Genomic DNA, 22654 nt, shown 5'->3' on the forward strand with positions numbered 1-22654 from the left:
CAACCACTGCACCACTCGGTGTGATTGCCTATCCCTACCACAACTATCCAGCCAAATATTATATGGCGGGTTCAATTCTCTCGATTTCAGTTTTAACCGAACAAAAGAATTTCTTTGCCAATCGCAATGTGGACTACGCTAAAGCTAACGTTGTTGTCACTGAACGAAGTAGTGGGGCTAAACAGAAGATCAGTAATATCCGTTATGAAAATATCGGAGTTCCCAACCATATCCAGTTTAACTTTGACGATTTGAAGTTGAATGTGATTTATGACGTCAAACTCAGCAATGTTCTGGTGAATGGTCAGCCTAAAGAATATTCCTATTGGTTTAACGTGAATGGTCGGTAATCCAACATAAGGACAACAACAAAATGACATGTATGATTCAAAAAATTCTCGTTACGAGTATCTCGCTGCTCATGATACATACCGCGATGGCTCAACCTATTTCTGCTTCAGCTTTAACCCTAGAGCAAGGCTTATCCTGTCTGGATTGGGCTGAAAAAGAACAATCTTTTAATAATCAACTGGCGCTGGGTGACAAGGCAGATATACCAACACCAGCGATCGTCAAACTTCAGAAACAATTTCAACAGCTATATAGCAAGCAAAAGACTACCATTATCGATGATTCAGACGATGAAAATTTCTGTCAGGACTGCCCTGAAACAACCGTCTATCTTCCTAGAAACAAAAGTAATCCGATTCAACGGATTGAGACCTCAATGCATGTCAGTGTTGCAGGAGCAAATACATCGATCTATCGTCGAGATGACATCGCCACAACTAAACAAAAAATTGAGAACGCATTAAATATTAAATTCAGTCACTATACAGGACAGCAATTCAAAAGCTTTAAACAGCAGTGGGATAAAGCTTCTATGCATGATGATCAAAATAGAAGTAAAACTCAAAAAGTCTTTCAGCAATATCCACATTTAAAGGTCTTTAATGGTGAAGTCTTCCAAAATCAAAAGATCTATACACCCAAACAGATTTATATCTATAGCCAGCGTTATAAACGTGACAGTTCTTATCTGAATGACATGATTGCTTTTATCAGTCTTTATGACAATCCGATCAATCCATCACAGCACATCTTACAGTGTGGTTTTATTGACAATGTGTTTTAACCTCCAAATAAATAAAGAGTCATATCAAATGAAAAAATTAATATTCGCAGGATTATGTTTAAGTCTTTCAACACTGGCTTGTGCAGGTGCGAAAGAAAGCCTAGCAGGAAAGCGTTTGGTCTTGGATTTGCCAGATACTGAATGTGCAGGATTGTCTTTTGCCAAGAATGGTAAAGATGCAGCAATGTATGCTGAAATGGGGCAATGCCAAGATCCTTTACTACTTCGAGTAAAATGGCTAGATGACAAAACCTTTATTTTAATTGAGAAAGTACGAACGAATAATATTTCTCCACCACGTAGCTATTTATATAAAGTCCAAAGCATCAATCAGCATTACGTAAAACTGACTCAGATATGGACGGGGTGGGGTGATTCAAAAGACGATACGCTAGGCTATTATTTTAAATAGCTTGATCTAAGGTAGGCTAAATATACAAAGCTAAAACGATAATTGATCAGAGATTTTTAAAACATGAATTACTATGCAGAGGATCCCTTCTAGATAACTTAATCTAGGAGGAAACATGAAAAAGCTGAAATTTCAGTATCTACAACCTGCAAACACTCATCCTAATGACGGTATACGAAAACGATATCCCCATATGAGGAATGCTTATTTTAAAAAGTTCAGTACATATCCAGAACGTAGTTTCTATTTTTTTCATTTGATCGAATATAAGGATTATCCTTTAAAACTTCGTGTTGCACGAGGTTCTGGTTTGCCAGAAGAATGGGATGATCTTCCATCTTCAGTCTACAATGTAGCTAAAAGCTGGAAGCATAATTCCAAAAGAAAGCATCAGTACTTTAAAGAGGATGTTGCCTAAAATTTATTTTATCTAAAAATAAGGGAATAGTTTTTCCCTTATTTTTTGCTTAATGCCGAATTTAATAATTACATACTTATCTAGCAGTAGCGGATGATTTGACGACTGTAGAAAACTTAGCTCAAATTTAGCTTAATAGCTGCCCTAAAAAATGGGTAAGTATTAGATAGATCGGATTTGAGCTTATTCATACTCCTTTTGCTGATATTGGTAATAGTTTCGAACATATTCATTTTCAAATGTTGAGGAGAGAGATTTACTTTAATAAAACTTTTTAGTATTTTGTTAGCAAATCAGTAGTATTTCCATCGCTATGCGTTCAAGTAGGTTGTCTAAGCTTATACTCGCATTTATCCTGTTTTTGTTTACGATAACAATTACGGGAGTTCATGCGTGGGCGCCTGTCTTACTTGAGAATATTGAACACCAACATGAGTTAAGTATTGTCGTTGAGGATGATGCATCAAGTCATTGGTCTTTGCAGCATTCTAGTGATTCTCTTAAAAACTCTACTGATCATGACGCTGAAGCGCATAGCTGGAAGAACATTGATGAGCCAATTTATCATCATTCAGTAAAACCAATTTCTTCTGATAGTGATCTAAGCATAGATCCAGTCTTTATTCTTAGTTTCGCACTTCCACTAGTTTTATTCTTTTTCCAGCTTTTTGAAAAGCCTATTTATCGAGCCTTTTTAAAGCGGCGATCCCCTCTAATATTTAGTAATTCTTATACCTACTCTAAAAACTTAATCGTCCTACATAATTGATTTTTCTATACAAAAATTAATTTTAATTTTTTTGTATAGGTAAAGTCATGTCTAAAAAATATCAGATATTTCTTACCTGTGGATTTGTAGCAACAGCAGCAAATGTATTCGCAGAAACGAATTATGCTGATCTACAAAAGCAGGTAATCGCAAGTGATGCTGTACTCAATAGCTTACAGCAGTCCGAGCAAGCTTATGAAATCAATCAAAAGTTTGCTGGTAGATTAAATAATCCGACTTTCAATGTGGAGTTGGATAATCTCGGTAATTCTAAACTGAAGGATTTGGATGGCCCAACAACCTTATTGGGACTGTCACAAGAGATTCCTCTTAGTAATAAACTTTCCTTGAGAAAACAGATTGCGAGTTTTCAAGGTGATCGCAATCTGTTCGAAATAGCAAAGCGTCAGGCTGAACTCAAAGCAGATTTAAGAATCTGTATGGCGAACTGGTATGTAGCTACTCAGCGTGCTGAAATTTATTCTTCTGAGAGTAAATTGAATGCCAGACAAGCTAATGTTCTTTCCGAACGGCTTAAGTACGGGCGAGTAATTCCTTCTGATGCTCAACTAAGCATAGCACTTTCATCTGAATCTCAATTGCGCCATCAAAATGAAGTGAAGAAGATTCAGTTCCAGAAAAATCTGTGCTCTAAGTTCACTTCCAACCTGCCAAGTAATGCATTGGAGGTTCCGCTAAGCTTTAATTTCACAGACAAAATAAGTTTGTCTGAGCAAGAAGCAACGCTGAGTTCAAAGCTGAAAAAGACTCAGTTTGAACTGGCCCGTAAAGAAGCAATACCCGATATTACTTTGGGAGTAGGGGTTAGGAACTACCAAGAAACCAATGACAAAGTCTTCCAAGTTTCAACGTCAATACCTCTCAATGTCTTTAATCGAAATAAGGGCAATATTGCGATTGCTCAAGCAGAGCATACGAAAGCAGAAACAAAGTCTGTGCTTGTGAGTCGTAACTCTAAAATTGAATTGGAAAACAAATCTATTGAGGTTTCAAATTTAATTGATGCGATTAAGCAATATGATCAAACCGTTTTGCCCGCAACAAATGAAAGCCTGCGAATTGCAGAGATGGGTTACCAAGCAGGGAAAAACTCTTTACTTGAGTTCAATAACATCAAGCAAATTTGGCTAGACAAACATCTTGCTCGATTCGATTTGTGGTTGGCTTTGCAGACAGAAATTGCAGAAGTCGAGCGCAACTACATTACTCATTTAGATCAAGAATAAGGGCAAGGATATGAATAAACAAACAAATACATTGATTGCAACTGGTGTCGTTGCCTTACTTATCGTCTTATGTGCTATTGCTTGGTATAAAACCGGAAATAAGACACAAGCGAGTGGACATGGTGAGGTCGCCGAAGAAAAAGTAGCTGTAGCTGGAGATGAGAAAGGACCACACGGTGGTCGTTTGTATCGAGATGGAGATTTCTCTGCTGAGGTTAAGATATTTGAAGAAGGAGTGGAACCACACCTCCGTGTTTATGGGTATTTGAAAGACAAGCCACTTAAACCTGAAGACTTAAAAGCGAATATTTACATTAAGCGTTTAGATGCTGAGCAGAATATTCAATTTAAACCAGAGAGTGATTACTTGATTGGAAATGAAATTGTCTATGAGCCACATTCGTTTCTAATGGTTGTAAATGTCGATTATCAAGGAAAAAAACATACTTGGAAGTGGGATACGAAAGAAGGTCGTGTCACCATGTTAGACAGTAGTATTAAGAGCAGTGGTTTAGAGCTTTTAAAAGTTGAACCAATGATGTTTGAAAATGCTTTGGAACTGAAAGGTGAATTGAAGTTTCCTGATAATTTTGAAAGCCTTGTTGCACCAAAAGCCAGTGGAACACTGATAAAAACCTACCGTAATATTGGGGATAAAGTAAGTCAAGGAGACTTACTTGCTGTTGTCCAAAGCCAAGATTTAATTCGTTTGAATGCGGATCGTAAAGTTGCTTTGGAAACTCTACAGTTTGCTCGACAAAAAATGGAACAAGAACGAGCATTATGGCAAAAGCGTGTATCACCTGAGATTGATTATATTTCTGCAAAGAGAGATTTTGATGCTGCTCAAACTCGTGCAAATGAGTTGAATAACTTAATAAGCTCTTATGGCGGTTCAGGTAATGGAACAGTTGAAGTTCGTGCAGCAATGTCAGGAACAATATTAGAAATCCTTGGTGCTGTTGGATCTAATGTAAGCGCTTCAACCCCTATTTTTAAAATCGCAAATACTTCGCAACTCTTGGCGGTAGTAAATGTTCCTGCTGACAAGCTTAATGCTATAAACCCTACAAACAGAGTCAAAGTTAAACCTCAAAGTCCGACAGGCACAGAAGAGGCATTGGGCAAGATCAAATATATTAGTGATGTCATCGATACTAAAACACGTACAGCGAAGGTATTTATTGAGATACCAAATCAGTTTAAGTGGCGTTCTGGACAGTTAATCACGGCTCAAATTTTTGAAAATCAAAGTCAAAAGCCAATGGTTGTACGTGAAGATGCGTTACAGAATTTCCGTGATTGGGACGTGGTATTCATTCGTGTTGGTAACGATTTTGAAGCTCGACCTCTGGAGCTTGGCGATAAATACAATGGGTATGTGGAAGTTAAATCTGGATTACGAATAGGACAGGTTTATGCCGCAGGAAATTCATATCTTTTAAAAGCAGAGCTAGGTAAATCTGGCGCTACTCATGACCATTAAGGGGAGTAGCGAATATGTTTGATCAGATTGTTAAACTCTCGATTAAGAATCGTTGGCTTGTACTCATCGTATTCCTATTTGTCGGTGCATTGGGGGCCTATAACTATTTTAAGCTACCAATTGATGCTGTTCCCGATATTACGAATGTACAAGTTCAGATTAATAGTGAAGCTCAAGGACTCTCTCCAATGGAGATGGAGTCTCAGGTGACTTATCCTATTGAAACGGCTTTGGCTGGTATTCCAAATTTAGACTATACCCGATCAGTCTCTCGGTATGGCCTGTCACAAGTGACGGCAATTTTCAAAGAAGGGACGGATATTTATTTTGCCCGACAATTAGTGAATGAGAAGCTACAAGGGGTGACACCAAATCTTCCCGTTGGAATTGCAACTTCTATGGGGCCTGTTTCTACAGGACTTGGCGAAATCTTCATGTATACCGTTGAAAATGCCAAGAACAATCCTAATCCACTTTCACCAACGGAATTACGCACCTTACAAGACTGGGTGATTAAACCTCAGCTTCGAAATGTAGAGGGTGTTAATGAAATCAATACCATTGGTGGTTATCTCAAACAATTTGTAGTTCAACCTGATTATGCTTATTTACGTAGCATAGGGCTGGATCAGAAAGCGATTTTAGAGGCTATCTCTAAGAACAGCATGAATAAAGGCTCGGGGTATATTGAGAAAAATGGTGAACAGTATTTGATTCGTTCTGATTCTCAAATTAACTCAATTGAGCAAATCCAGAATATCCCGATTACGACGAGCAATGGTTATATCCTCAGATTGAAAGATGTTGCCAAAATATCTATTGGTCACGAATTACGTACAGGTGCCGCAACTAAAGATGGGCAAGAAATTGTACTGGGTACAGCATTCATGCTTATCGGTGAGAACTCACGAAATGTTGCTCATGCTGTTGATCAAAAACTACAGCAAGTTCAAAAATCATTACCAGAAGGTGTAGAAGCAAAAGCGGTCTATAACCGTACAACTTTGGTTGATGCAACGATACAGACGGTGAAAAAGAATCTTCTAGAAGGTGCGATTCTGGTAATCGTTGTTCTGTTTGTATTTCTTGGTCATTTCCGTGCCGCGCTGATTACAGCTCTAGTTATTCCATTATCAATGTTGATGACAATCACAGGTATGGTGAACCAGAAAATTAGTGCCAACCTTATGAGTCTTGGGGCACTAGATTTCGGGATTATTGTAGATGGTGCTGTTGTAATTGTTGAGGCTTCCTTAGCAAAGTTGGCAATTAAACAAAAAGAGCTTGGGCGAGTTTTAACAAGGCAAGAACGCTTTACGACTGTGTTTGAAGCGACTAAAGAATCCCGCAAAGCGATTCTCTATGGTCAATTGATCATTATCTTGGTGTATCTACCTGTAATGACTCTGACTGGTGTTGAAGGAAAGATGTTTACACCAATGGCTGCAACAGTGGTTATGGCTTTAGTGGCAGCAATGATTCTTTCAATTACGTTTGTCCCTGCAATGGTGGCATTAGTCACTACCGGTGAAATTAAAGAAGAAGAGTCAAAAATCGTCCATGGCATCAAAAGATTTTATAACCCAATTTTAGATTGGTCTTTAAATCATAGATATTTGCTAATTGCTTTTGTCTCTATTTTCTTTGTTTTTAGTGCAAGTCTTTCGACTCGTTTAGGCTCAGAGTTTATACCTTCCTTGGATGAGGGAGATGTAGCACTACATGCCTTGCGTATTCCTGGCACGTCGTTGACTCAAGCAATTGAAATGCAATACACGTTAGAAAAAGAGATTAAGAAAATTCCAGAAGTTCAGACTATTTTTGCCAAAGTGGGGACTGCTGAAATTGCGACTGATCCTGTTCCACCTAACGTTGCAGATAACTTTGTCATGCTGAAACCTCGTAGTCAGTGGCCTAATCCTGATAAGGAAAAGTCTGCGGTTGTTGCTGAAATTGAACGTGTATCTAAAGGCGTATATGGAAACAATTATGAGTTTACACAGCCGATTCAAATGCGTTTTAACGAACTTATTTCAGGTGTCCGAACCGATGTTGCCGTAAAAATTTATGGTGATGATTTGGAACAGTTACTTGAATCAGCAAACGCTGCCGCTAAGATTTTAGAGGGAGTCAATGGTACTGCTGATCTTAAAGTCGAACAGATGTCTGGTTTACCCATGGTTTCTGTTGAGTTGAAAAAAGACATGATTGCCAATTATGGGCTTGATGCAGAGGATGTACAAAAACAGGTTTCTAGTCTAATCACAGGCGAGACAGCAGGTAAGGTGTTTGAAGGAGATCGAAAGTTCGACATTGTGGTACGCATGGACCAAAACTCGGTAACAGACCTCGAGAAGCTTTATCAGATTCCTGTGAGTTTAGCTGATGGTTCTAGTGTTCTTTTATCAGAATTGATTGAGTTAAAAAATGTTCAAGGACCAAACCAGATTTCTCGCGAAAATGGTAAACGTCGTATCGTCATTACAGCAAATGTTCGTGGAACAGATATTGGTAGTTACATTTCAGAAGCACAATCTAAGCTGAATGCTGATTTTAAATTACCAGATGGTTATTGGCTGACTTGGGGCGGTACGTTTGAGCAGATGGAATCTGCTTCAAATCGTCTTATGGTTGTAGTACCGATTGCTTTAATTCTGATCTTTGCCATGATCTATATGGCTTTAGGTAATATTAGAAACAGTATCTTGGTATTCACAGGTGTGCCATTTGCACTAACAGGTGGTGTGATTGCTTTAGCACTACGTGATATTCCATTCTCAATTTCTGCGGCTGTGGGTTTCATTGCCTTATCGGGTGTTGCTGTGCTGAATGGTTTGGTTCTTGTTTCAGCCATTCAGCGGCTTAGAGTTCAAGGTGAAAGTGTCATTGATGCAGTGAAACATGGTGCAATGGAAAGACTCCGCCCCGTGTTGATTACAGCTTTGGTCGCTTCATTAGGTTTTATTCCGATGGCCTTAAACGTAGGCATTGGCTCTGAAGTTCAACGCCCAATTGCAACTGTCGTTATTGGTGGGATTATTTCATCAACCTTACTGACTTTGATTATTTTGCCGACCTTATATGTGTGGTTTAACCAAGGTAGGTCAAGAAAATCAAACGATGCCACTGAACAGGTTGTTTAGGGGCATCTTTAATGACAAATATATTGCGAGATAAACAAAGCAAATTTGTGATGATGTGGCTAGTCTGCATGATCAGTCTCGCTTTATGTTTGCACTTTAATGAGCATGTAACTGAAAATGAATTTCAGAGACACGTTTCAATTGATGCAATTCACTCTCACCATCATGAGATAAGCCAACAACATTCACATAGTCACCAAGATAATTACTATGAACATTTTGTTGGCTATGACGCACTTAAATCGACCGCTTTAGCCCATCTCTTAAAGGGGATATCAATTCTAGATTGGTCAAAAGAATATGTTTATCTGATGGTGAGTCGTATTTTTAAACCGCCCAAAAAGTTAATGGATTTTCAATTCATTTTAAATTTTGGAGTTTGATATACATGCAAATTATTGCTTCACACATTGTGAAATTAAGTGCTTACATAAAGCTATTACTTGCTTTATTCATTACATTGGTAAGTCCTACACTTTTTGCTCATGGAGTAGCAGAAGGTGATAAGGGTTATATTCAAGAAATTTATGGCGTTCATGTGATTCCATTCATCTATTTGGGTGCGAAACATATGGTCACTGGATATGACCATTTACTATTTCTTGTTGGCATTATCTTCTTCTTATACCGAATGAAAGATATCGGCTTGTACGTCAGCCTATTTGCACTTGGGCATTCGATTACGATGCTGGTGGGTGTTTATTACAATATCTCGATAAACGCCTACATCATTGATGCAATCATTGGTTTTTCGATTGTTTATAAGGCTCTAGATAACTTGGGGGCATATCAGCGTTGGTTTGGTTTTCAACCAAACACGAAAATCGCGACTTTAATTTTTGGTCTGATTCATGGTTTTGGACTCGCAGTAAAAATTCAGGAATATGAAGTTCCGAGTGATGGACTGTTGGCAAATTTAATCTCATTCAATATTGGGGTTGAATTAGGTCAGTTTATGGCTCTGTGCATCATCTTGTTATTAATGACGTTTTGGAGAAAGACACCTTATTTCTTTAAAACAGCTTATCAAAGCAATGTCTTCCTCATGTTCCTCGGTTTTTTACTTGTTGGCTATCAACTTACTGGCTTCATTACTCAATAAGGATCTAAATTATGTATAACGCTGAAATTCCAAAAGATATCGAATTACCTTCATCAAAAAAATTAATTAAATCAACAGCAATTGCTGCCGTAAGTGCCGTTGTTGTGCTAGTTACCTGTGTCATGCCTGCGGAGTATGCAATTGATCCGACAGGTATGGGTAAAGTGCTTGGTTTAACGAAAATGGGAGAAATCAAACAATCACTAGCTGAAGAGTCAGAAAATGGTATCAATGCTGCACAGGCAGTGAATAGTGTTGAACAAATATCAGTAGAAACTTCGACTCAAACGGCAGCTGATAATGCTCAAATGATTATGCCTGCTATTAATAAAGAGAGCATTAGTATCGAGCTTAAACCGGGCCAAGCAACCGAAGTGAAACTGACAATGCCACAAAGTGCAAGTGTCAACTTTGATTGGAAAGCAGTAGGAGGTGGTCTTAACTATGATACTCATGGTGATCCAGTGAATGCTCCTAAAGGGTTCTATCATGGCTATGGCAAAGGAAAGAATGAGACAACTCAGCAGGGCGTCTTAAAGGCAGCTTTTGATGGCAAACATGGTTGGTTCTGGCGTAACCGTACTGAAAATCCAGTGACTGTAACTCTACTTGTAGAAGGGCAGTTTAGTGAAATGAAGAAAGTCTTTTAAGTTTTGATCAATCTCCTTGGAATATTATTCCAAGGAGATTCAATTGCTAAAGAAGTCAGGTTCTAAAAGGAATCCATAAGATGCTAGAAGTACTAAAAAACACAACATATCGGCATTTGTTTTTGGCCCAAGTAATAGCACTAATCGGAACGGGGTTAATCACAATTGCCCTAGCTTTACAGGCATACGATATTGCAAAGGGAGAAGCAGCCCAAGTTCTCGGTATTGCATTGGCAATTAAGATGATTGCTTATATCGGTGTAGCACCTATAGCATCAGCATTTGCTGAGAGATTACCAAGAAAACAAGTATTGGTTGGATTAGATGTTATTCGAGCATTAACAGCATTGTGTCTACCGTTTGTGACGCAAATTTGGCAAATTTATATTCTCATTTTTATTTTGCAATCTGCTTCTGCTGCATTTACACCAACATTTCAGGCAATGATTCCAGATGTTCTTCCTGAAGAAAAAGACTATACCAATGCTTTGTCATTGTCTCGCTTAGCCTATGATTTGGAAAATATTATCAGTCCAATGCTGGCAGGTTTCTTACTCACTGTCATGAGCTACCATAATCTGTTTTTAGGAACAGTATTAGGTTTTATCGGTTCTGCTTTGTTTGTGGTAAGTGCAAAATTACCAGTTGCCAAAGTACCTGAATTTAGAGGTGTTTATAGTCGTATAAAGCAGGGAGCTAAAATTTATTTTAATACGCCAAGACTTAAGGCGTTGCTTGCTTTAAATCTAGCAATTGCATCGGCGAGTGCGGTTGTGATTGTAAATACTGTTGTACTGGTTCAATCGACATTTAAACTTACTGAAAATGCAACGACATGGGCATTTGGTTTATTTGGTCTTGGATCAATGTTATCGGCTTTTGTTTTGCCAAAGATATTGGATAAATTTCCTGATCGATCAGTTATGTTGACTGGTACAACAATTCTTGTAATCGGGCTGTTAAGTGGTTATTTCATTACATCTTATAATGGTTTGCTTGCACTTTGGTTTGTGCTTGGTATTGGATATTCTGTTTCACAAACACCTACAGGCCGTTTAATTCGCAAGTCTGCATCGAGTGAGAATAGAACCTCACTGTTTGCCGCACAATTTGCTTTCTCTCATGCTTGTTGGTTAATTACTTATCCATTAGTTGGATGGTTAAGTACCAATATAGGCACATTACAGACTTTTATTCCGATGGCTGTTATTGCGATTATTGCTCTCATTCTTGCATTACGCTTATGGACAACTAAAGATGAAGATTTTCTAGCACATAGCCATGATGATTTACCCGCAGACCACGATCATGTGGTTCAGCACCAAGTCAATGGTGTACATGTGCATGAGTATGTGATTGATGACTATCATCAAAAGTGGCCTAAATAATTCTTTTCGACTAATGGCTTAGAAGTAACCCGTTTATTTGTTGTACAATTTTAAACTTGTTTTATCGTTCAATAAAAAAGGGGAACAACATGAAAAAACTAATCTTTGTATGTTTAATGGGGCTTGCGGTAACAAATGCTTTTGCTCATTCAGGTGGTACTGATTCTTCAGGCTGCCATACGAATAGCAAGACAGGGGATCGTCACTGCCATTAATAATCAAAAGTGAGTAGAGCATAATGTTCTACTCACTTTGAATAACGATCTAATAACAATAAGTATTTTTGCATTTCTTCTTCATCAAAATTTTGCTCTCCTTTTAGTACATGTTCTCTTAAATGTTGCTCTAGCAGTTGCTGCATTAATCCATTAACAGCACCTTTAATTGCTGCAACTTGTTGTAAAACATCAAGACAGGAGCTTTCTGGCGTCAAAAGTGACTTTTCTACAGATGCAACTTGTCCTTGAATCCGTTTAATGCGATTAAAAATTTTTTTATCTTGATGCAAATGAGACATGATTTTTCCTTAAAAAAATATATACTGGGGGGAGTATCTTGGAAAGATAAAACTTATGCAACTTCATAGTAACTTGGATCGCTATCATTCTCATCAATTTGATGAGGGAAATCCCTTAGCTCAAAAAAAGATTCTTATCGCTACGATATTAACAGCGATAATGATGGTGCTAGAAATTTTTGGTGGTTGGATTTTTAATTCAATGGCACTGCTTGCAGATGGTTGGCATATGAGTTCACATATGGTGGCTCTAGGCTTGGCCTATTTTGCGTATCGAATGGCTCGTCATTATGCTCATGACAAAAGATTTAGCTTTGGTACTTGGAAAATTGAAATTTTAGCAGGTTATAGCAGTGCCATTATTTTAATGGTAGTCGCGATATTAATGGGAATTCAGTCTATTGATCGTTTAATGAACCCTGTAAATATTCACTATAATGAAGCGATTCCTATTGCTGTTGTTGGTTTATTAGTAAATATAGTGTGTGCATGGTTATTGCACGATGGTGGAGACCATCACCATGGTCATGATGACCACCATCATGATCATCATCATGATTTAAATCAAAAAGCAGCTTTTATTCATGTAGTGGCTGATGCGGTGACTTCTGTACTTGCAATTGTGGCTCTTATTGCAGGTAAATATTTCGGTTGGAATTTCTTGGATGCTTTACTTGGTGTTGTTGGTGCAATTCTAGTTGCAAAATGGTCATGGGGCTTGTTGTGTGAAACTGGGAAGACTTTACTTGATGCAGAAATGTCACATCCTGTTGTAGATGAAATTAGAGAAGTTATTGATCAGTTTACTCAAGCTAAAATTACTGATTTACACGTTTGGAAAGTTGGGAAAGGGAAATTTTCATGTATCTTGGCTTTAGAAAGTACAGGTATTGATTTAACGCCTGATGTTGTAAAGAAAGCACTTTCTATTCATGAAGAAATTGTTCATGCAAGTGTAGAAATTCATTTTATTTAGTAGGTTTTTTAATTAAGAGGAGCTTTAAAAGCTCCTCTTAATTTTTAGGCTCCAATGTATAGAATCAAACCACATAAGGCAGCGGCAAGAATCACATACATGACTTTCACTTCAAAATGGAACAAGGCAATAAATGCCGCTATTGCGATGAATGCTGCTTCATAGTTGAAAGGATGATTGAATCCATTTGGCCATAAGACGTGATAGCTAAAGAAAAGTGCTAAGTTTAGTATCACACCGACAACAGCAGCAGTGATTGCTGTTAAAGGCGCTGTAAACTTTAGTTCATTGTGAGTTGATTCAATAACAGGAGCGCCAGCTAGAATGAAAATGAATGAAAATAGAAACGTAAACCAAGTGACGATTACTGCACCAATTGCACCCGCTAGAAATAAATGTTCGCTACCTAATAATGCATGATTATAACCACCTAAAAAACCTACGAATGCAACAACCATGATCAATGGACCAGGGGTGCTTTCTCCTAGAGCTAAGCCGTCAATCATTTGTGTCGGTCCTAACCAGCCATAAAAATTTACAGCACCTTGATACACGTAGGGTAATACAGCATAAGCTCCACCAAATGTTAGCAGCGCCGCTTTGGTAAAGAACCAAGCCATTTGTGTATAGGCATGATCCCATCCTAAGGTTAGAGTCAAACCTATAATGGGTGTGAACCATAAAATTGCACCTATAAATAATATTTTTCCTAAGTGCTTCCAACTAAATATGGCATGTTCTGGGGTTGGGGTATCATCATCAATTAGTGCTGGGCCATAATCTTTTTTACCTTGCTGATGTGAACCTCCACCCGTAAAAAAGCTTGGATATTTTTTACTTGCTAAGTATCCAATGATTGCTGCGGTTAGAACGATTAAGGGGAACGGAAGGTTAAAGAAAAAGATAGCAACGAATGCAAGTGCAGCAATTGCCCATAAAAATTTATTCTTTAATGATCGGCTGCCAATTCTGTAGGTTGCATGAAAGACAATAGCAACAACAGCAGGTTTGATGCCATAAAAGAGCCCAGCAATAATAGGAACATCACCAAACTTCACATAGACCCATGAGAGGGCGATCAGGATAAATAAAGAAGGTAAAACGAATAAGACACCAGCAACAATACCACCTATAGTCCTGTGCATTAACCAACCGATATAGGTTGCTAATTGTTGTGCTTCAGGTCCAGGCAATAACATGCAGTAGTTGAGAGCGTGTAAGAAACGTTTTTCAGAGATCCAGCGTTTTTGTTCAACGAGTTCTTGGTGCATGACAGCGATTTGTCCTGCTGGTCCACCAAAACTAATGAACCCCAATTTCAGCCAGAATAGAAATGCTTGCCAAAATGAAATTGACTGTATTTCTTGTTCTGGTTCTATAACAAGTTCTTGTTCCATGATTATTCTCTTGATAGGTTGGCATATAAGCCATCGAAAATGTGATTCGATAATGCAAATAATTGGTCATCGTCACTTATCTGACTTCGAATTCCTTGAATAACTTTTTCAATACCGATTGCTTCGGGAGGCTCAATTCCCCCTACATCTAGGTAATGAACAATTTCAGCGATTTTCTTTAATGCGGGTGTTTCTAGATCAAAACTATGTAAAAGAACTTCGAAGGTCACCCAATGATTGATATGACTGAAAGTTGCACCATCAAAATCGAATCCAAATGCTCCTTTTGGGCAGTCACTTGGTGTTTCTAACCAAATGAATTTTGGTGAGGCATCAATAAATGTCTTTATTAGCCATGCAGAGGCTAAACGATCAATCCAAGGTCTTTTACGAGTTGCCCAAGTTCTGTTTTGATAACTAGCTTTATCTAGAAGTTGAATATGAGCTTGTATTGCTATTGGTTCATTCACTTCACCAAGACGTGCAATTGAAAGTTCTAAAGAGGAAAGCTCATTTAGAACCTGTGCTTGAGTTTCATCGGGGTAGTAGTCAATTTCTACAAGCGCATCGATACTTTTTCTTAATTTACGGACTTGCTTGAGTAGCTCTTTCTTTTCATCTTTATTCTGTCTATCTCTCAACTCGGAGAGTTGTTTATAGAGGGCATCGTATTCTTCTTTTCGATTGAAGAAAGGAGCTAATTCAAGGTTTATAGGTTGGTCTGCGTGAAATACATAAGCAGCCCCTTGTTCTGAGATAACATCATTAGCAATAGGATCAAACTTTTCACTATGAGAAATAGGAAGCAAATAGACCCCATCTCTTAGAATTGCTGCGCCGCTTGCTTTGAGAGATCGCCAGACTCTCATACGAGTGGTTGTGTTCTGCGTAGGCAGTGAGGATATGAGTAAGGATATTTTCATGTAGTATACTCAACTTATTTGTTTATTATATTACATTATTTTTATCATGGTACAAATATGAAGAACTGATTTCTTATATCAGGATAAATATTAAGACGGGCGGCAGACAAGCTTTGATTGAAGTAGAATTAAAGTTGAAAACTATTCGATGTGTTTACGTTACTGATCTATTGTGTTGAAAAAAGGCTCAGTCGTAGTTAGCTTGTAGAGATGGCAATTTCTATTTTGAAGATTATGTTAGATAGCTTTAAAAAGTTTATGCTTAAGTTGTATATTATTATTTTTAGAAATAATAATATCTTAGTTATTAAGCTATATTCATAGTCGAAGTTTTAAAAGCTTAAAATAAATAATTGGGGATAATAATGCGCATTGAAAAAATTAAAGTAGAAGGTTTTAGGCTTCTGGAGAATGTCGAATTCGGATTGGAAGAGAATTCAACTGTAATTGTTGGACGTAATAATAGTGGAAAGACATCTTTTACCAGTATTTTTGATTGTTTTTGTGGTGAATCTGGAACAAGATTTCGGCTAGAGGATTTTTCAGTTTTATCACGAGAGAAATTTTTAAAAGCTAAAGAATTAAGAGAGGCGGGGGAAAGTTCAGAAGTAATATTCGAAGCACTTCCTCGAATTTCTCTTACACTTACATTTCAATATAATAAACTTTCTCCTGATTTAGGTTCTCTATCCCCTTTTGTTATTGATTTAGATGAAGACTCTACAACGGCTATTGCGCGAGTTGAGTATCGGCCTATTTTGAAAAATATGCATTTGCTTTTTGACCTTACCCCATCTTCCGCAGTGGTTGAACCTCGTACACATTTTTATAAAAATTTGAAGGGTAATTTGTCTAAAGCTTATGGGGTTCATGTAAGTGCAGTTGATCCTACTGATATTACAAATACGAGAGATTTTGAAGGCACATCTGCTTTAACAGCATTATTACAATGTAACTTTGTATTAGCTCAAAGAAATCTTGATAAAACAAAACTAGGGGATGCTGATGTAATAGGTAAATTGCTTAGTGAGCTATTTAAGACAGCTACAGCACCATCTGCTGCTGAGGCAGATCAAAATTTAGCTATAAGATTAAAGCAATCTGTTGAAAATATTGAGCATAATGTCCAACTCGACTTTGATGGTATGCTTAAAGAATTATTACCAGTTATGAACGTAATGGGATTCCCAAGTCTTAATGATACTGAGATAAGACCAGAGACATCATTAAACGTGGAATCATTATTATCAGGGCATACTAAGGTCGTTTATAGCGGAGTTGATGGAGTACATTTACCAGAAGGGTATAATGGTCTAGGAACCCGTAATTTGATTTACATGTTGCTACAGTTAGCAAGCTATCACAAAATCTATAGATCAAAATCAATTAGCCCCGCTACTCATTTAATATTTATTGAAGAGCCAGAAGCTCATTTACATCCTCAAATGCAGGAGGTTTTTATCAATCAATTAAATGTGGCTGTTCAAAAATTATCAGAAAATTATTCTAACAAAGATAAATGGAATATCCAGTTTGTTATCACAACACACTCCCCACATGTTGCGAATGCTGCAAAATTTGATGCTGTTAGATATTTTTATAATGAAATTCATAAGATAGAAAACGTACGTCAGACAAAGGTTAAAGATTTTAAGAAGGGGTTGAGTAGTATTTCTGTTAAAGATCAAAAATTTTTACATCAATATATGACCTTAACGAAATGTGATCTTTACTTTGCTGATAAAGCTATCTTAGTTGAAGGGACAACAGAACGTTTATTAATGCCAAAGTTATGTCAATTAGTTGATGAGTCTCTTGATGAACCACAAAAACTAGCCAGACAATATGTTACTTGTGTTGAGGTTGGTGGAGCACATGCGCATATTTTTTACCCACTTCTTGACTTTCTGGAGTTGAAAACGTTAGTAATCACTGATCTAGATTCAACAAAAAAAGGCAAAATAACTAAGAATGGAAAACAGGAAGATGCATGGGTGAAATGCCCAGTAGTTGATGGTCAGAATACATCTAATGCTGCCATTAAAAACTGGTTTTATCCTAAAGAAGTCGATGATACTGGTAAAGTTAAGAAAAAAGCTAAAAATGAGGATAGTCAAATTTCCCCGTCAGTCTTGATTGCTAAAACTGCTCAAGAGAAACAAATTAAGTTCCGTAGAATTGCATATCAAATACCAGAAGATCCAGAAACTAATATATGCGCTAGAAGTTATGAGGATGCTTTCATATTAGCTAATCTTTCTAAATTTGAATTACCTGAAGGACAAGATATTGCTGTTGCTGCTTGGGAAAAAGCACAAGGGCTTATTAAATCTGATTTCGCCTTAGAATATGCAATTCTAATAGAAGATTGGTCGGCACCAAGATATATCAAGGAAGGTCTAATTTGGTTATCTGAAATGGACACTATAAAAAAATCAAACTATGAATTAACTACAGGCGAATAAGTAGCATGAGTGAGATTCTAGACAATCCAGCAATAATTGCAGCTCAACTAGCTGAAGCAAAAATTAATGCAGCTATAAAAGCAGGACGAAGTTTCCGACTAGAAGCTGGCGCAGGTGCGGGAAAAACATTTTCTTTAGTTCATGCTCTAAAATCCATTATTAAAGAGCGTGGTAGATCATTAACGCAAACAGGTAAAAAAGTAGCTTGTATTACTTATACGGAAGTTGCAAGAAATGAGATTGCCCAAGAAATTGAAGACCATCCAGCAATTTTAGTCGATACTATACATGGATTCTCATGGGCTTTTATGCGCCAATTTCAAAAAGCCATAAGAGAGATTCTTATTGAAGATGATTCAAGAAAAGAAAAAGTTGAACAAGGTGGTGGCATTGGGTCTAAATCAGTGGAATACGAGTTGGGCTTTTTTGGTGTTAATGATCAGAAAATTACACTGAGTCATGATGATATCCCAACGATGATGGCTAAATTACTAAATAAAGAAAAGTTTCGGAAAATATTTAGCAATCAGTTTCCGGTAGTTTTTATTGATGAATATCAAGATACCAATCGCCAATTTATGGATGCTATTACAGAGTATTTCTTAAAACCAAAGGTGGGACCACTTTTTGGTCTTTTTGGAGACCATTGGCAGACTATTTATGGTAGTGAATATGAATTGGCAGAGTATCCAATCGAAGAGATTGCAAAGGGATCAAATTTTCGATCAGTTCCAGCAATTGTAGATATATTAAATAATTTAAGACCAGACTTACCACAAGCTGTCAGTTCGCCAGATGCCAAAGGTGAAGCTAGATTTTTTCATACTAATTCTTATAAGGGGACACGAACAGATGAGAGAAGTTCTAAAGATGATTTACCAATAGATATAGCTCGATCTACTCGTACAAGTTTGATACAGAGGCTACAAAATGAGGGGTGGGATATTGAAAAAACTAAGATACTGATGTTAAGCCATAATGTTTTAGCATCTGAACAAGGATACCCTCAATTAATTAAAGTATTTGACGGACGTAATGATCAATTTGCTAAAAAAGAAGACCCTGTAATAAAATTTTTTGCAGAAATAGTTGAACCAATGAGTGTTAGCTATAGCTTATCAAATTATGGTGAAATGTTTAAAATCTTTGGCTCAAGGCCTGCAATAACGAAGCATGAAGATAAATCTTGTTGGCGACGGGATATGGATCAATTATTAAAACTAAGACAAGAGGGGACTATAGGGCAAGTGATAGATCATCTTAAGCAGACAAAACGTCCCTCCCCCCCAGATAGAGTGCTTAGACGAGATGATGAGCTTATTTCTCTAAGAAATTCACCTGACACGGAAATGTCTTCAACACTACTTCGTTATAATAAATTAAGAGAAATTCCATATAAAGAAGTAATCGAAGTTACAAAGTTTATTGAAAAGCAAACTCCATTTGCAACTCAGCACAGTGTTAAGGGGGCAGAGTTTGAGAATGTATTAGTAGTTTTAGGTGGTGGATGGAATAATTATAAATGGCCACAGCTTCTCGAGTTGCTTGAGACTAAAAAGTTGACTAATGCAAACACAAAAGGTTTTTATAGAGCTCGTAATCTTTTCTATGTATCTATTTCTCGCCCAATGACGAGACTGGCCGTGTTAGCTACTCAGACATTATCTGATACAGCACTTGTAACAGTGAATAATCTATTTGGAAGTGAGAATGTAATAGAATTAAGTTTAGATACATAGAGTTGGTTTCAACTTATGTATCTAACTTTTTAAACATTTTTTTTGGGAAAAAATAAAGAATTTATACCTATACTATAGATTATTATTTTTATCCCAACTATCTACATGTTCAGCCCACCATTGCATCATCGTTTTACGATCATTTAACCATTGAGCATGATTGTACGATGCCCTTGTTTTATTATCTGAAACGTGGGCAAGTTGTATTTCAACCCAATCCTTATTAAAACCATTCTCATTAGCCACAGTGGATGCAGTTGCTCTTAGAGTATGCATCCTGAACTCTAATTTCATATTACTCAGGGCTGTATTCAATGTGGTTTTACCCATCATTTCCCCGTCTTCTCCTGCAAATATATATTCACTATCTGGATAAAGTGCAAATTGCTCTTTTATGATTTCAATGGCTTGGTCAGATAATGGTACAACATGTATTCTGTTCTTTTTCATATTGCGCTTGCCAGCCAAAATATCAGCCCTTGATACTGCTGGAATCGTCCATGTCTTATCTTCAAAGTCAATATATTCCTTTTTACCTCGACGTATCTCAATGCTTCTAAGCCATGTGTATATTGCGGCTTTAATAGCATTTCGTGTGCTAATTGAGCCACCGTATGCATTGAGCTTAAGCATAAGTACTTTTTTTTCAGACTCAGTTAATGGTCTGGCATGGGTTACATCTGGCTGTTTAATGTAACCCCTAAGAACATAAGTAGGATCTATAGAAATACGTTTTGTGATAATTGCATATTCCATAACCTCACCAATGATTTGTCTTACAAAAATCCCTTTAACTTCTCCTGTGCCTCTTCCTGATTTTTTGATTCTTGCCATAGTGCTATCAAGCACAGTTTTAATATCAATAGAGTCAATCTCATGAATAGGTTTGTTACCAATAAGAGGGTAAACATCTTTCTCAAAATAACTGCTTCGGCGTTGTTCCCATTCCTTGGATTGTTGAGCTTTTCGGGAATTTATAAATTCACTTGCGACTAACCGAAATGTACCATTATTTGCTTTAATTGCTTCAAGACGTTCATTTTTCTGGTGACCTATTGGGTCTACTCCTTTGGCAAGTTGCTCTCGATATTCAATAGTTTTTAATCGAGCATATGCTAAAGTAATTTCAGGATATTTACCGATTGTGAGCATTTTTGCTTTAGTAAGAAAGCGGTAACGATAACGCCAGAATTTGCTACCAGATGGGCGGACTTCTATACAGAGCCCTGAATGATCAGCCATGCGGTATAATTCTTCACGTGGTTTTAATCTTTTGATTTTTAAATCGTTCAGCATATGTTGTGAGTAACGCTATTTTTGAAAGGGCTTACTCACAATCTTACTCACAAAAATTGGTAATTGCATGTATTACATTGTTATGGAAGGTTAGAATAAAAATATCGTTGAATCAATTGGATAGGTTGTAATGTGATTTGTATTTATAGAAGGTTAGATTGTTAATTGGCATGATGTAATACATCTAAGCCTAGATCAAAAAATCCCTGCATATGCAGGGATTTTTTACGTTTGTAGAATGGTAAAAGCCAAGATAATACGCTAATTCATATTTATAACTTTAAAAATTTAATAGAACATAAATTGCTGGGAGCCTATACATGTATAAATCTTGCTGTTTCATTGTGATATGCAGTCTATCGGGATTCCAAGCCCATGCTGAAAGCATTAAAGAATCTTTTGCGGGGGAGACCAAAGTCTTTTTGAATATCTATGGATTTGCTGCCGATATTGATGGAGTGATTGGCTATCAAGGTTTGAACTATCAACTTGATCAGCCCTTCAAAGATACAGCTGATGCCCTTGATCAGGCTCTCATGGGACATTTAGAAATAAATAAAGGCAAGTGGGGGATTTTCTCTGATATTCAATATGTGAAAACTGAAGAGAAAAAACAAGTTTATTCATTTCCTGTGGTTTTATCGACTAAAGTTAATCTTAGTAATTTAGGTATTTATTACCGAGCCTATGAACAATTTCCCGATGGTCAGGGGCTGGTTATTGAGCCGAGTTTAGGTGTGAATTATACCGACTTAGAAGGTGTGTTAGGGGCGTTGGGTAAGCAAGTTTCTGTTGGAGAGGATTGGTATGAATATTTTGGTGGAGTAAGGCTTCGCTACAATAATGATTCACCTTGGAATCTTGCTGCTCAATATACCTATGGTACGGAACAGACTCAAATCGCACAGGCATATTTAGGTTATCGTCAAAAAGTATTTACAGCACCTGTAAACTTTAGAGTGGGTTACCGTTATGTATCCCAAGACTATAAAAATGGCAGTTTTAAATGGGATACGGTACAACAAGGTCCTGTCATTGGTATCGGGGTTGGATTCTAAGCCGATGAAATAAATGAAGAGAAGAAATAGTCATCCTGTTTCTTCTCGATCTCAAAATTATTTCAATAAAATAATCATCCATGTAAAGAAAATAATTGCTAAAGAGACAAATTGCGCGGCGCTGCCCATGTCTTTGGCATTTTTAGACAGCGGATTTTTTTCTAAAGAAACGCGATCAACCACGGCTTCAATTGCTGAGTTAAACAGTTCCACAATAATCGCCAATAAGCAGACAGCAACCATCAGGGCCTGTTCAACAGCTGAGACATGGAGGAAAAAACTAAGTGGGATGAGAATCACGTTCAGCAATAGGACTTGTCGGAAGGCGGCTTCATAGCGAAAAGCTGCTTTAAACCCAGCAACTGAATAGCCTGTTGCATTTAAAATCCGTTTAATGCCATTTTTGCCTTTATAGGGAGAGTATTGCGTCATTACGATTGAGGAATGATAGAAAGCTCTAGTATAAGAGCAAAGATGTTGCAGTAAATTGGCAATATGTCGTATGCGTGTACGAAGGTTAGACTTTTTCTGTC

General features: G+C 37.3%; 21 protein-coding genes and 1 pseudogene. 17 read left to right on the forward strand and 5 right to left on the reverse strand.

Annotated elements, in window-relative coordinates; translation table 11 throughout:
• The 13 genes and pseudogenes from F957_RS15530 to F957_RS21465 form a co-directional block, all read left to right on the forward strand.
• Positions 1 to 350, forward strand: a pseudogene (locus tag F957_RS15530) (CAP domain-containing protein); the annotation flags it as partial.
• Positions 351 to 373: 23 nt separating this feature from the next.
• Complete coding sequence (locus F957_RS15525; protein WP_004828362.1) at positions 374 to 1135, forward strand: hypothetical protein; 762 nt, start codon at positions 374 to 376, stop codon at positions 1133 to 1135.
• Positions 1136 to 1163: 28 nt separating this feature from the next.
• Entirely contained in the window at positions 1164 to 1547 is a 384-nt protein-coding gene (locus F957_RS15520) for a hypothetical protein (RefSeq protein WP_016541226.1), read from the forward strand.
• Between the two features lie 115 nt (positions 1548 to 1662).
• Positions 1663 to 1965, forward strand: coding sequence for a hypothetical protein (locus tag F957_RS15515; protein ID WP_004828367.1), 303 nt, complete (start codon positions 1663 to 1665; stop codon positions 1963 to 1965).
• A 313-nt stretch (positions 1966 to 2278) separates the two neighbouring features.
• Positions 2279 to 2734, forward strand: a complete 456-nt coding sequence (locus F957_RS15510; RefSeq protein ID WP_004828369.1) for a hypothetical protein — start codon at positions 2279 to 2281, stop codon at positions 2732 to 2734.
• A gap of 47 nt (positions 2735 to 2781) precedes the next feature.
• Complete coding sequence (locus tag F957_RS15505; RefSeq protein WP_016541228.1) at positions 2782 to 3981, forward strand: TolC family protein; 1200 nt, start codon at positions 2782 to 2784, stop codon at positions 3979 to 3981.
• A gap of 10 nt (positions 3982 to 3991) precedes the next feature.
• Positions 3992 to 5467 carry an efflux RND transporter periplasmic adaptor subunit gene (locus F957_RS15500; RefSeq protein ID WP_004828373.1) on the forward strand — a complete coding sequence of 492 codons (1476 nt, stop codon included), beginning with the start codon at positions 3992 to 3994 and terminating at the stop codon, positions 5465 to 5467.
• Between the two features lie 14 nt (positions 5468 to 5481).
• Positions 5482 to 8610 carry an efflux RND transporter permease subunit gene (locus F957_RS15495; protein WP_004828374.1) on the forward strand — a complete coding sequence of 1043 codons (3129 nt, stop codon included), beginning with the start codon at positions 5482 to 5484 and terminating at the stop codon, positions 8608 to 8610.
• Positions 8611 to 8621: 11 nt separating this feature from the next.
• Positions 8622 to 8993 (forward strand): hypothetical protein, encoded by a 372-nt coding sequence (locus F957_RS15490; protein ID WP_004828376.1) that lies wholly within the window; start codon positions 8622 to 8624, stop codon positions 8991 to 8993.
• Positions 8994 to 8998: 5 nt separating this feature from the next.
• On the forward strand, positions 8999 to 9712 hold the full coding sequence (locus F957_RS15485; protein ID WP_004828379.1) for a HupE/UreJ family protein: 714 nt from the start codon (positions 8999 to 9001) through the stop codon (positions 9710 to 9712).
• Between the two features lie 11 nt (positions 9713 to 9723).
• The gene (locus F957_RS15480) at positions 9724 to 10362 is read left to right on the forward strand and encodes a hypothetical protein (RefSeq protein WP_004828381.1); all 639 of its coding nucleotides are present in this window, start codon (positions 9724 to 9726) and stop codon (positions 10360 to 10362) included.
• Between the two features lie 80 nt (positions 10363 to 10442).
• Positions 10443 to 11750: an MFS transporter gene (locus F957_RS15475; protein WP_004828384.1), complete on the forward strand. Its 1308-nt coding sequence runs from the start codon at positions 10443 to 10445 to the stop codon at positions 11748 to 11750.
• 89 nt (positions 11751 to 11839) lie between these two features.
• A complete protein-coding gene (locus F957_RS21465; protein WP_016541229.1) occupies positions 11840 to 11965 on the forward strand; it encodes a YHYH domain-containing protein in 126 nt (41 codons plus the stop codon).
• Between the two features lie 32 nt (positions 11966 to 11997).
• Here the strand turns inward: F957_RS21465 and F957_RS15470 are convergent, their stop codons facing one another.
• Positions 11998 to 12267, reverse strand: coding sequence for a metal/formaldehyde-sensitive transcriptional repressor (locus F957_RS15470; RefSeq protein WP_005158090.1), 270 nt, complete (start codon positions 12265 to 12267; stop codon positions 11998 to 12000).
• Positions 12268 to 12322: 55 nt separating this feature from the next.
• Between F957_RS15470 and dmeF the strand changes: the two genes are divergently transcribed.
• Entirely contained in the window at positions 12323 to 13243 is a 921-nt protein-coding gene (gene dmeF / locus F957_RS15465) for a CDF family Co(II)/Ni(II) efflux transporter DmeF (protein ID WP_004828387.1), read from the forward strand.
• Between the two features lie 44 nt (positions 13244 to 13287).
• Here the strand turns inward: dmeF and chrA are convergent, their stop codons facing one another.
• Together chrA and F957_RS15455 are read right to left on the reverse strand one after the other, a co-directional pair.
• The gene (chrA, locus tag F957_RS15460) at positions 13288 to 14640 is read right to left on the reverse strand and encodes a chromate efflux transporter (protein WP_005158089.1); all 1353 of its coding nucleotides are present in this window, start codon (positions 14638 to 14640) and stop codon (positions 13288 to 13290) included.
• Between the two features lie 2 nt (positions 14641 to 14642).
• Positions 14643 to 15563: a chromate resistance protein ChrB domain-containing protein gene (locus tag F957_RS15455; RefSeq protein ID WP_004828391.1), complete on the reverse strand. Its 921-nt coding sequence runs from the start codon at positions 15561 to 15563 to the stop codon at positions 14643 to 14645.
• 365 nt (positions 15564 to 15928) lie between these two features.
• Here F957_RS15455 and F957_RS15450 point away from each other — a divergent pair, with 365 nt between their 5' ends.
• The gene (locus tag F957_RS15450) at positions 15929 to 18028 is read left to right on the forward strand and encodes an ATP-dependent nuclease (protein WP_004828393.1); all 2100 of its coding nucleotides are present in this window, start codon (positions 15929 to 15931) and stop codon (positions 18026 to 18028) included.
• A gap of 5 nt (positions 18029 to 18033) precedes the next feature.
• The gene (locus F957_RS15445; RefSeq protein ID WP_004828394.1) at positions 18034 to 19767 is read left to right on the forward strand and encodes a UvrD-helicase domain-containing protein; all 1734 of its coding nucleotides are present in this window, start codon (positions 18034 to 18036) and stop codon (positions 19765 to 19767) included.
• A 72-nt stretch (positions 19768 to 19839) separates the two neighbouring features.
• Here F957_RS15445 and F957_RS15440 read toward each other — a convergent pair whose 3' ends face one another.
• On the reverse strand, positions 19840 to 21063 hold the full coding sequence (locus F957_RS15440; protein WP_004828396.1) for a tyrosine-type recombinase/integrase: 1224 nt from the start codon (positions 21061 to 21063) through the stop codon (positions 19840 to 19842).
• Positions 21064 to 21383: 320 nt separating this feature from the next.
• On the opposite strand from F957_RS15440, the gene F957_RS15435 reads away from it, so the two are divergent.
• Positions 21384 to 22121: a hypothetical protein gene (locus F957_RS15435; protein WP_016660210.1), complete on the forward strand. Its 738-nt coding sequence runs from the start codon at positions 21384 to 21386 to the stop codon at positions 22119 to 22121.
• Positions 22122 to 22178: 57 nt separating this feature from the next.
• Here the strand turns inward: F957_RS15435 and F957_RS15430 are convergent, their stop codons facing one another.
• Positions 22179 to 22553: a diacylglycerol kinase gene (locus F957_RS15430; protein ID WP_016541234.1), complete on the reverse strand. Its 375-nt coding sequence runs from the start codon at positions 22551 to 22553 to the stop codon at positions 22179 to 22181.
• Positions 22554 to 22654 lie beyond the last annotated feature (101 nt).

It is taken from the genome of Acinetobacter gyllenbergii CIP 110306 = MTCC 11365 (assembly GCF_000413855.1).
GTDB classification, from domain to species: domain Bacteria; phylum Pseudomonadota; class Gammaproteobacteria; order Pseudomonadales; family Moraxellaceae; genus Acinetobacter; species Acinetobacter gyllenbergii.

Bases quoted from the DNA above. Each gene is read 5' to 3' on its own strand.
- F957_RS15525 (WP_004828362.1), top strand. From the start codon at position 374: ATGACATGTATGATTCAAAAAATTCTCGTTACGAGTATCTCGCTGCTC.
- F957_RS15520 (WP_016541226.1), top strand. From the start codon at position 1,164: ATGAAAAAATTAATATTCGCAGGATTATGTTTAAGTCTTTCAACACTG.
- F957_RS15515 (WP_004828367.1), top strand. From the start codon at position 1,663: ATGAAAAAGCTGAAATTTCAGTATCTACAACCTGCAAACACTCATCCT.
- F957_RS15510 (WP_004828369.1), top strand. From the start codon at position 2,279: ATGCGTTCAAGTAGGTTGTCTAAGCTTATACTCGCATTTATCCTGTTT.
- F957_RS15505 (WP_016541228.1), top strand. From the start codon at position 2,782: ATGTCTAAAAAATATCAGATATTTCTTACCTGTGGATTTGTAGCAACA.
- F957_RS15500 (WP_004828373.1), top strand. From the start codon at position 3,992: ATGAATAAACAAACAAATACATTGATTGCAACTGGTGTCGTTGCCTTA.
- F957_RS15495 (WP_004828374.1), top strand. From the start codon at position 5,482: ATGTTTGATCAGATTGTTAAACTCTCGATTAAGAATCGTTGGCTTGTA.
- F957_RS15490 (WP_004828376.1), top strand. From the start codon at position 8,622: ATGACAAATATATTGCGAGATAAACAAAGCAAATTTGTGATGATGTGG.
- F957_RS15485 (WP_004828379.1), top strand. From the start codon at position 8,999: ATGCAAATTATTGCTTCACACATTGTGAAATTAAGTGCTTACATAAAG.
- F957_RS15480 (WP_004828381.1), top strand. From the start codon at position 9,724: ATGTATAACGCTGAAATTCCAAAAGATATCGAATTACCTTCATCAAAA.
- F957_RS15475 (WP_004828384.1), top strand. From the start codon at position 10,443: ATGCTAGAAGTACTAAAAAACACAACATATCGGCATTTGTTTTTGGCC.
- F957_RS21465 (WP_016541229.1), top strand. From the start codon at position 11,840: ATGAAAAAACTAATCTTTGTATGTTTAATGGGGCTTGCGGTAACAAAT.
- F957_RS15470 (WP_005158090.1), bottom strand. From the start codon at position 12,267: ATGTCTCATTTGCATCAAGATAAAAAAATTTTTAATCGCATTAAACGG.
- dmeF (WP_004828387.1), top strand. From the start codon at position 12,323: ATGCAACTTCATAGTAACTTGGATCGCTATCATTCTCATCAATTTGAT.
- chrA (WP_005158089.1), bottom strand. From the start codon at position 14,640: ATGGAACAAGAACTTGTTATAGAACCAGAACAAGAAATACAGTCAATT.
- F957_RS15455 (WP_004828391.1), bottom strand. From the start codon at position 15,563: ATGAAAATATCCTTACTCATATCCTCACTGCCTACGCAGAACACAACC.
- F957_RS15450 (WP_004828393.1), top strand. From the start codon at position 15,929: ATGCGCATTGAAAAAATTAAAGTAGAAGGTTTTAGGCTTCTGGAGAAT.
- F957_RS15445 (WP_004828394.1), top strand. From the start codon at position 18,034: ATGAGTGAGATTCTAGACAATCCAGCAATAATTGCAGCTCAACTAGCT.
- F957_RS15440 (WP_004828396.1), bottom strand. From the start codon at position 21,063: ATGCTGAACGATTTAAAAATCAAAAGATTAAAACCACGTGAAGAATTA.
- F957_RS15435 (WP_016660210.1), top strand. From the start codon at position 21,384: ATGTATAAATCTTGCTGTTTCATTGTGATATGCAGTCTATCGGGATTC.
- F957_RS15430 (WP_016541234.1), bottom strand. From the start codon at position 22,553: ATGACGCAATACTCTCCCTATAAAGGCAAAAATGGCATTAAACGGATT.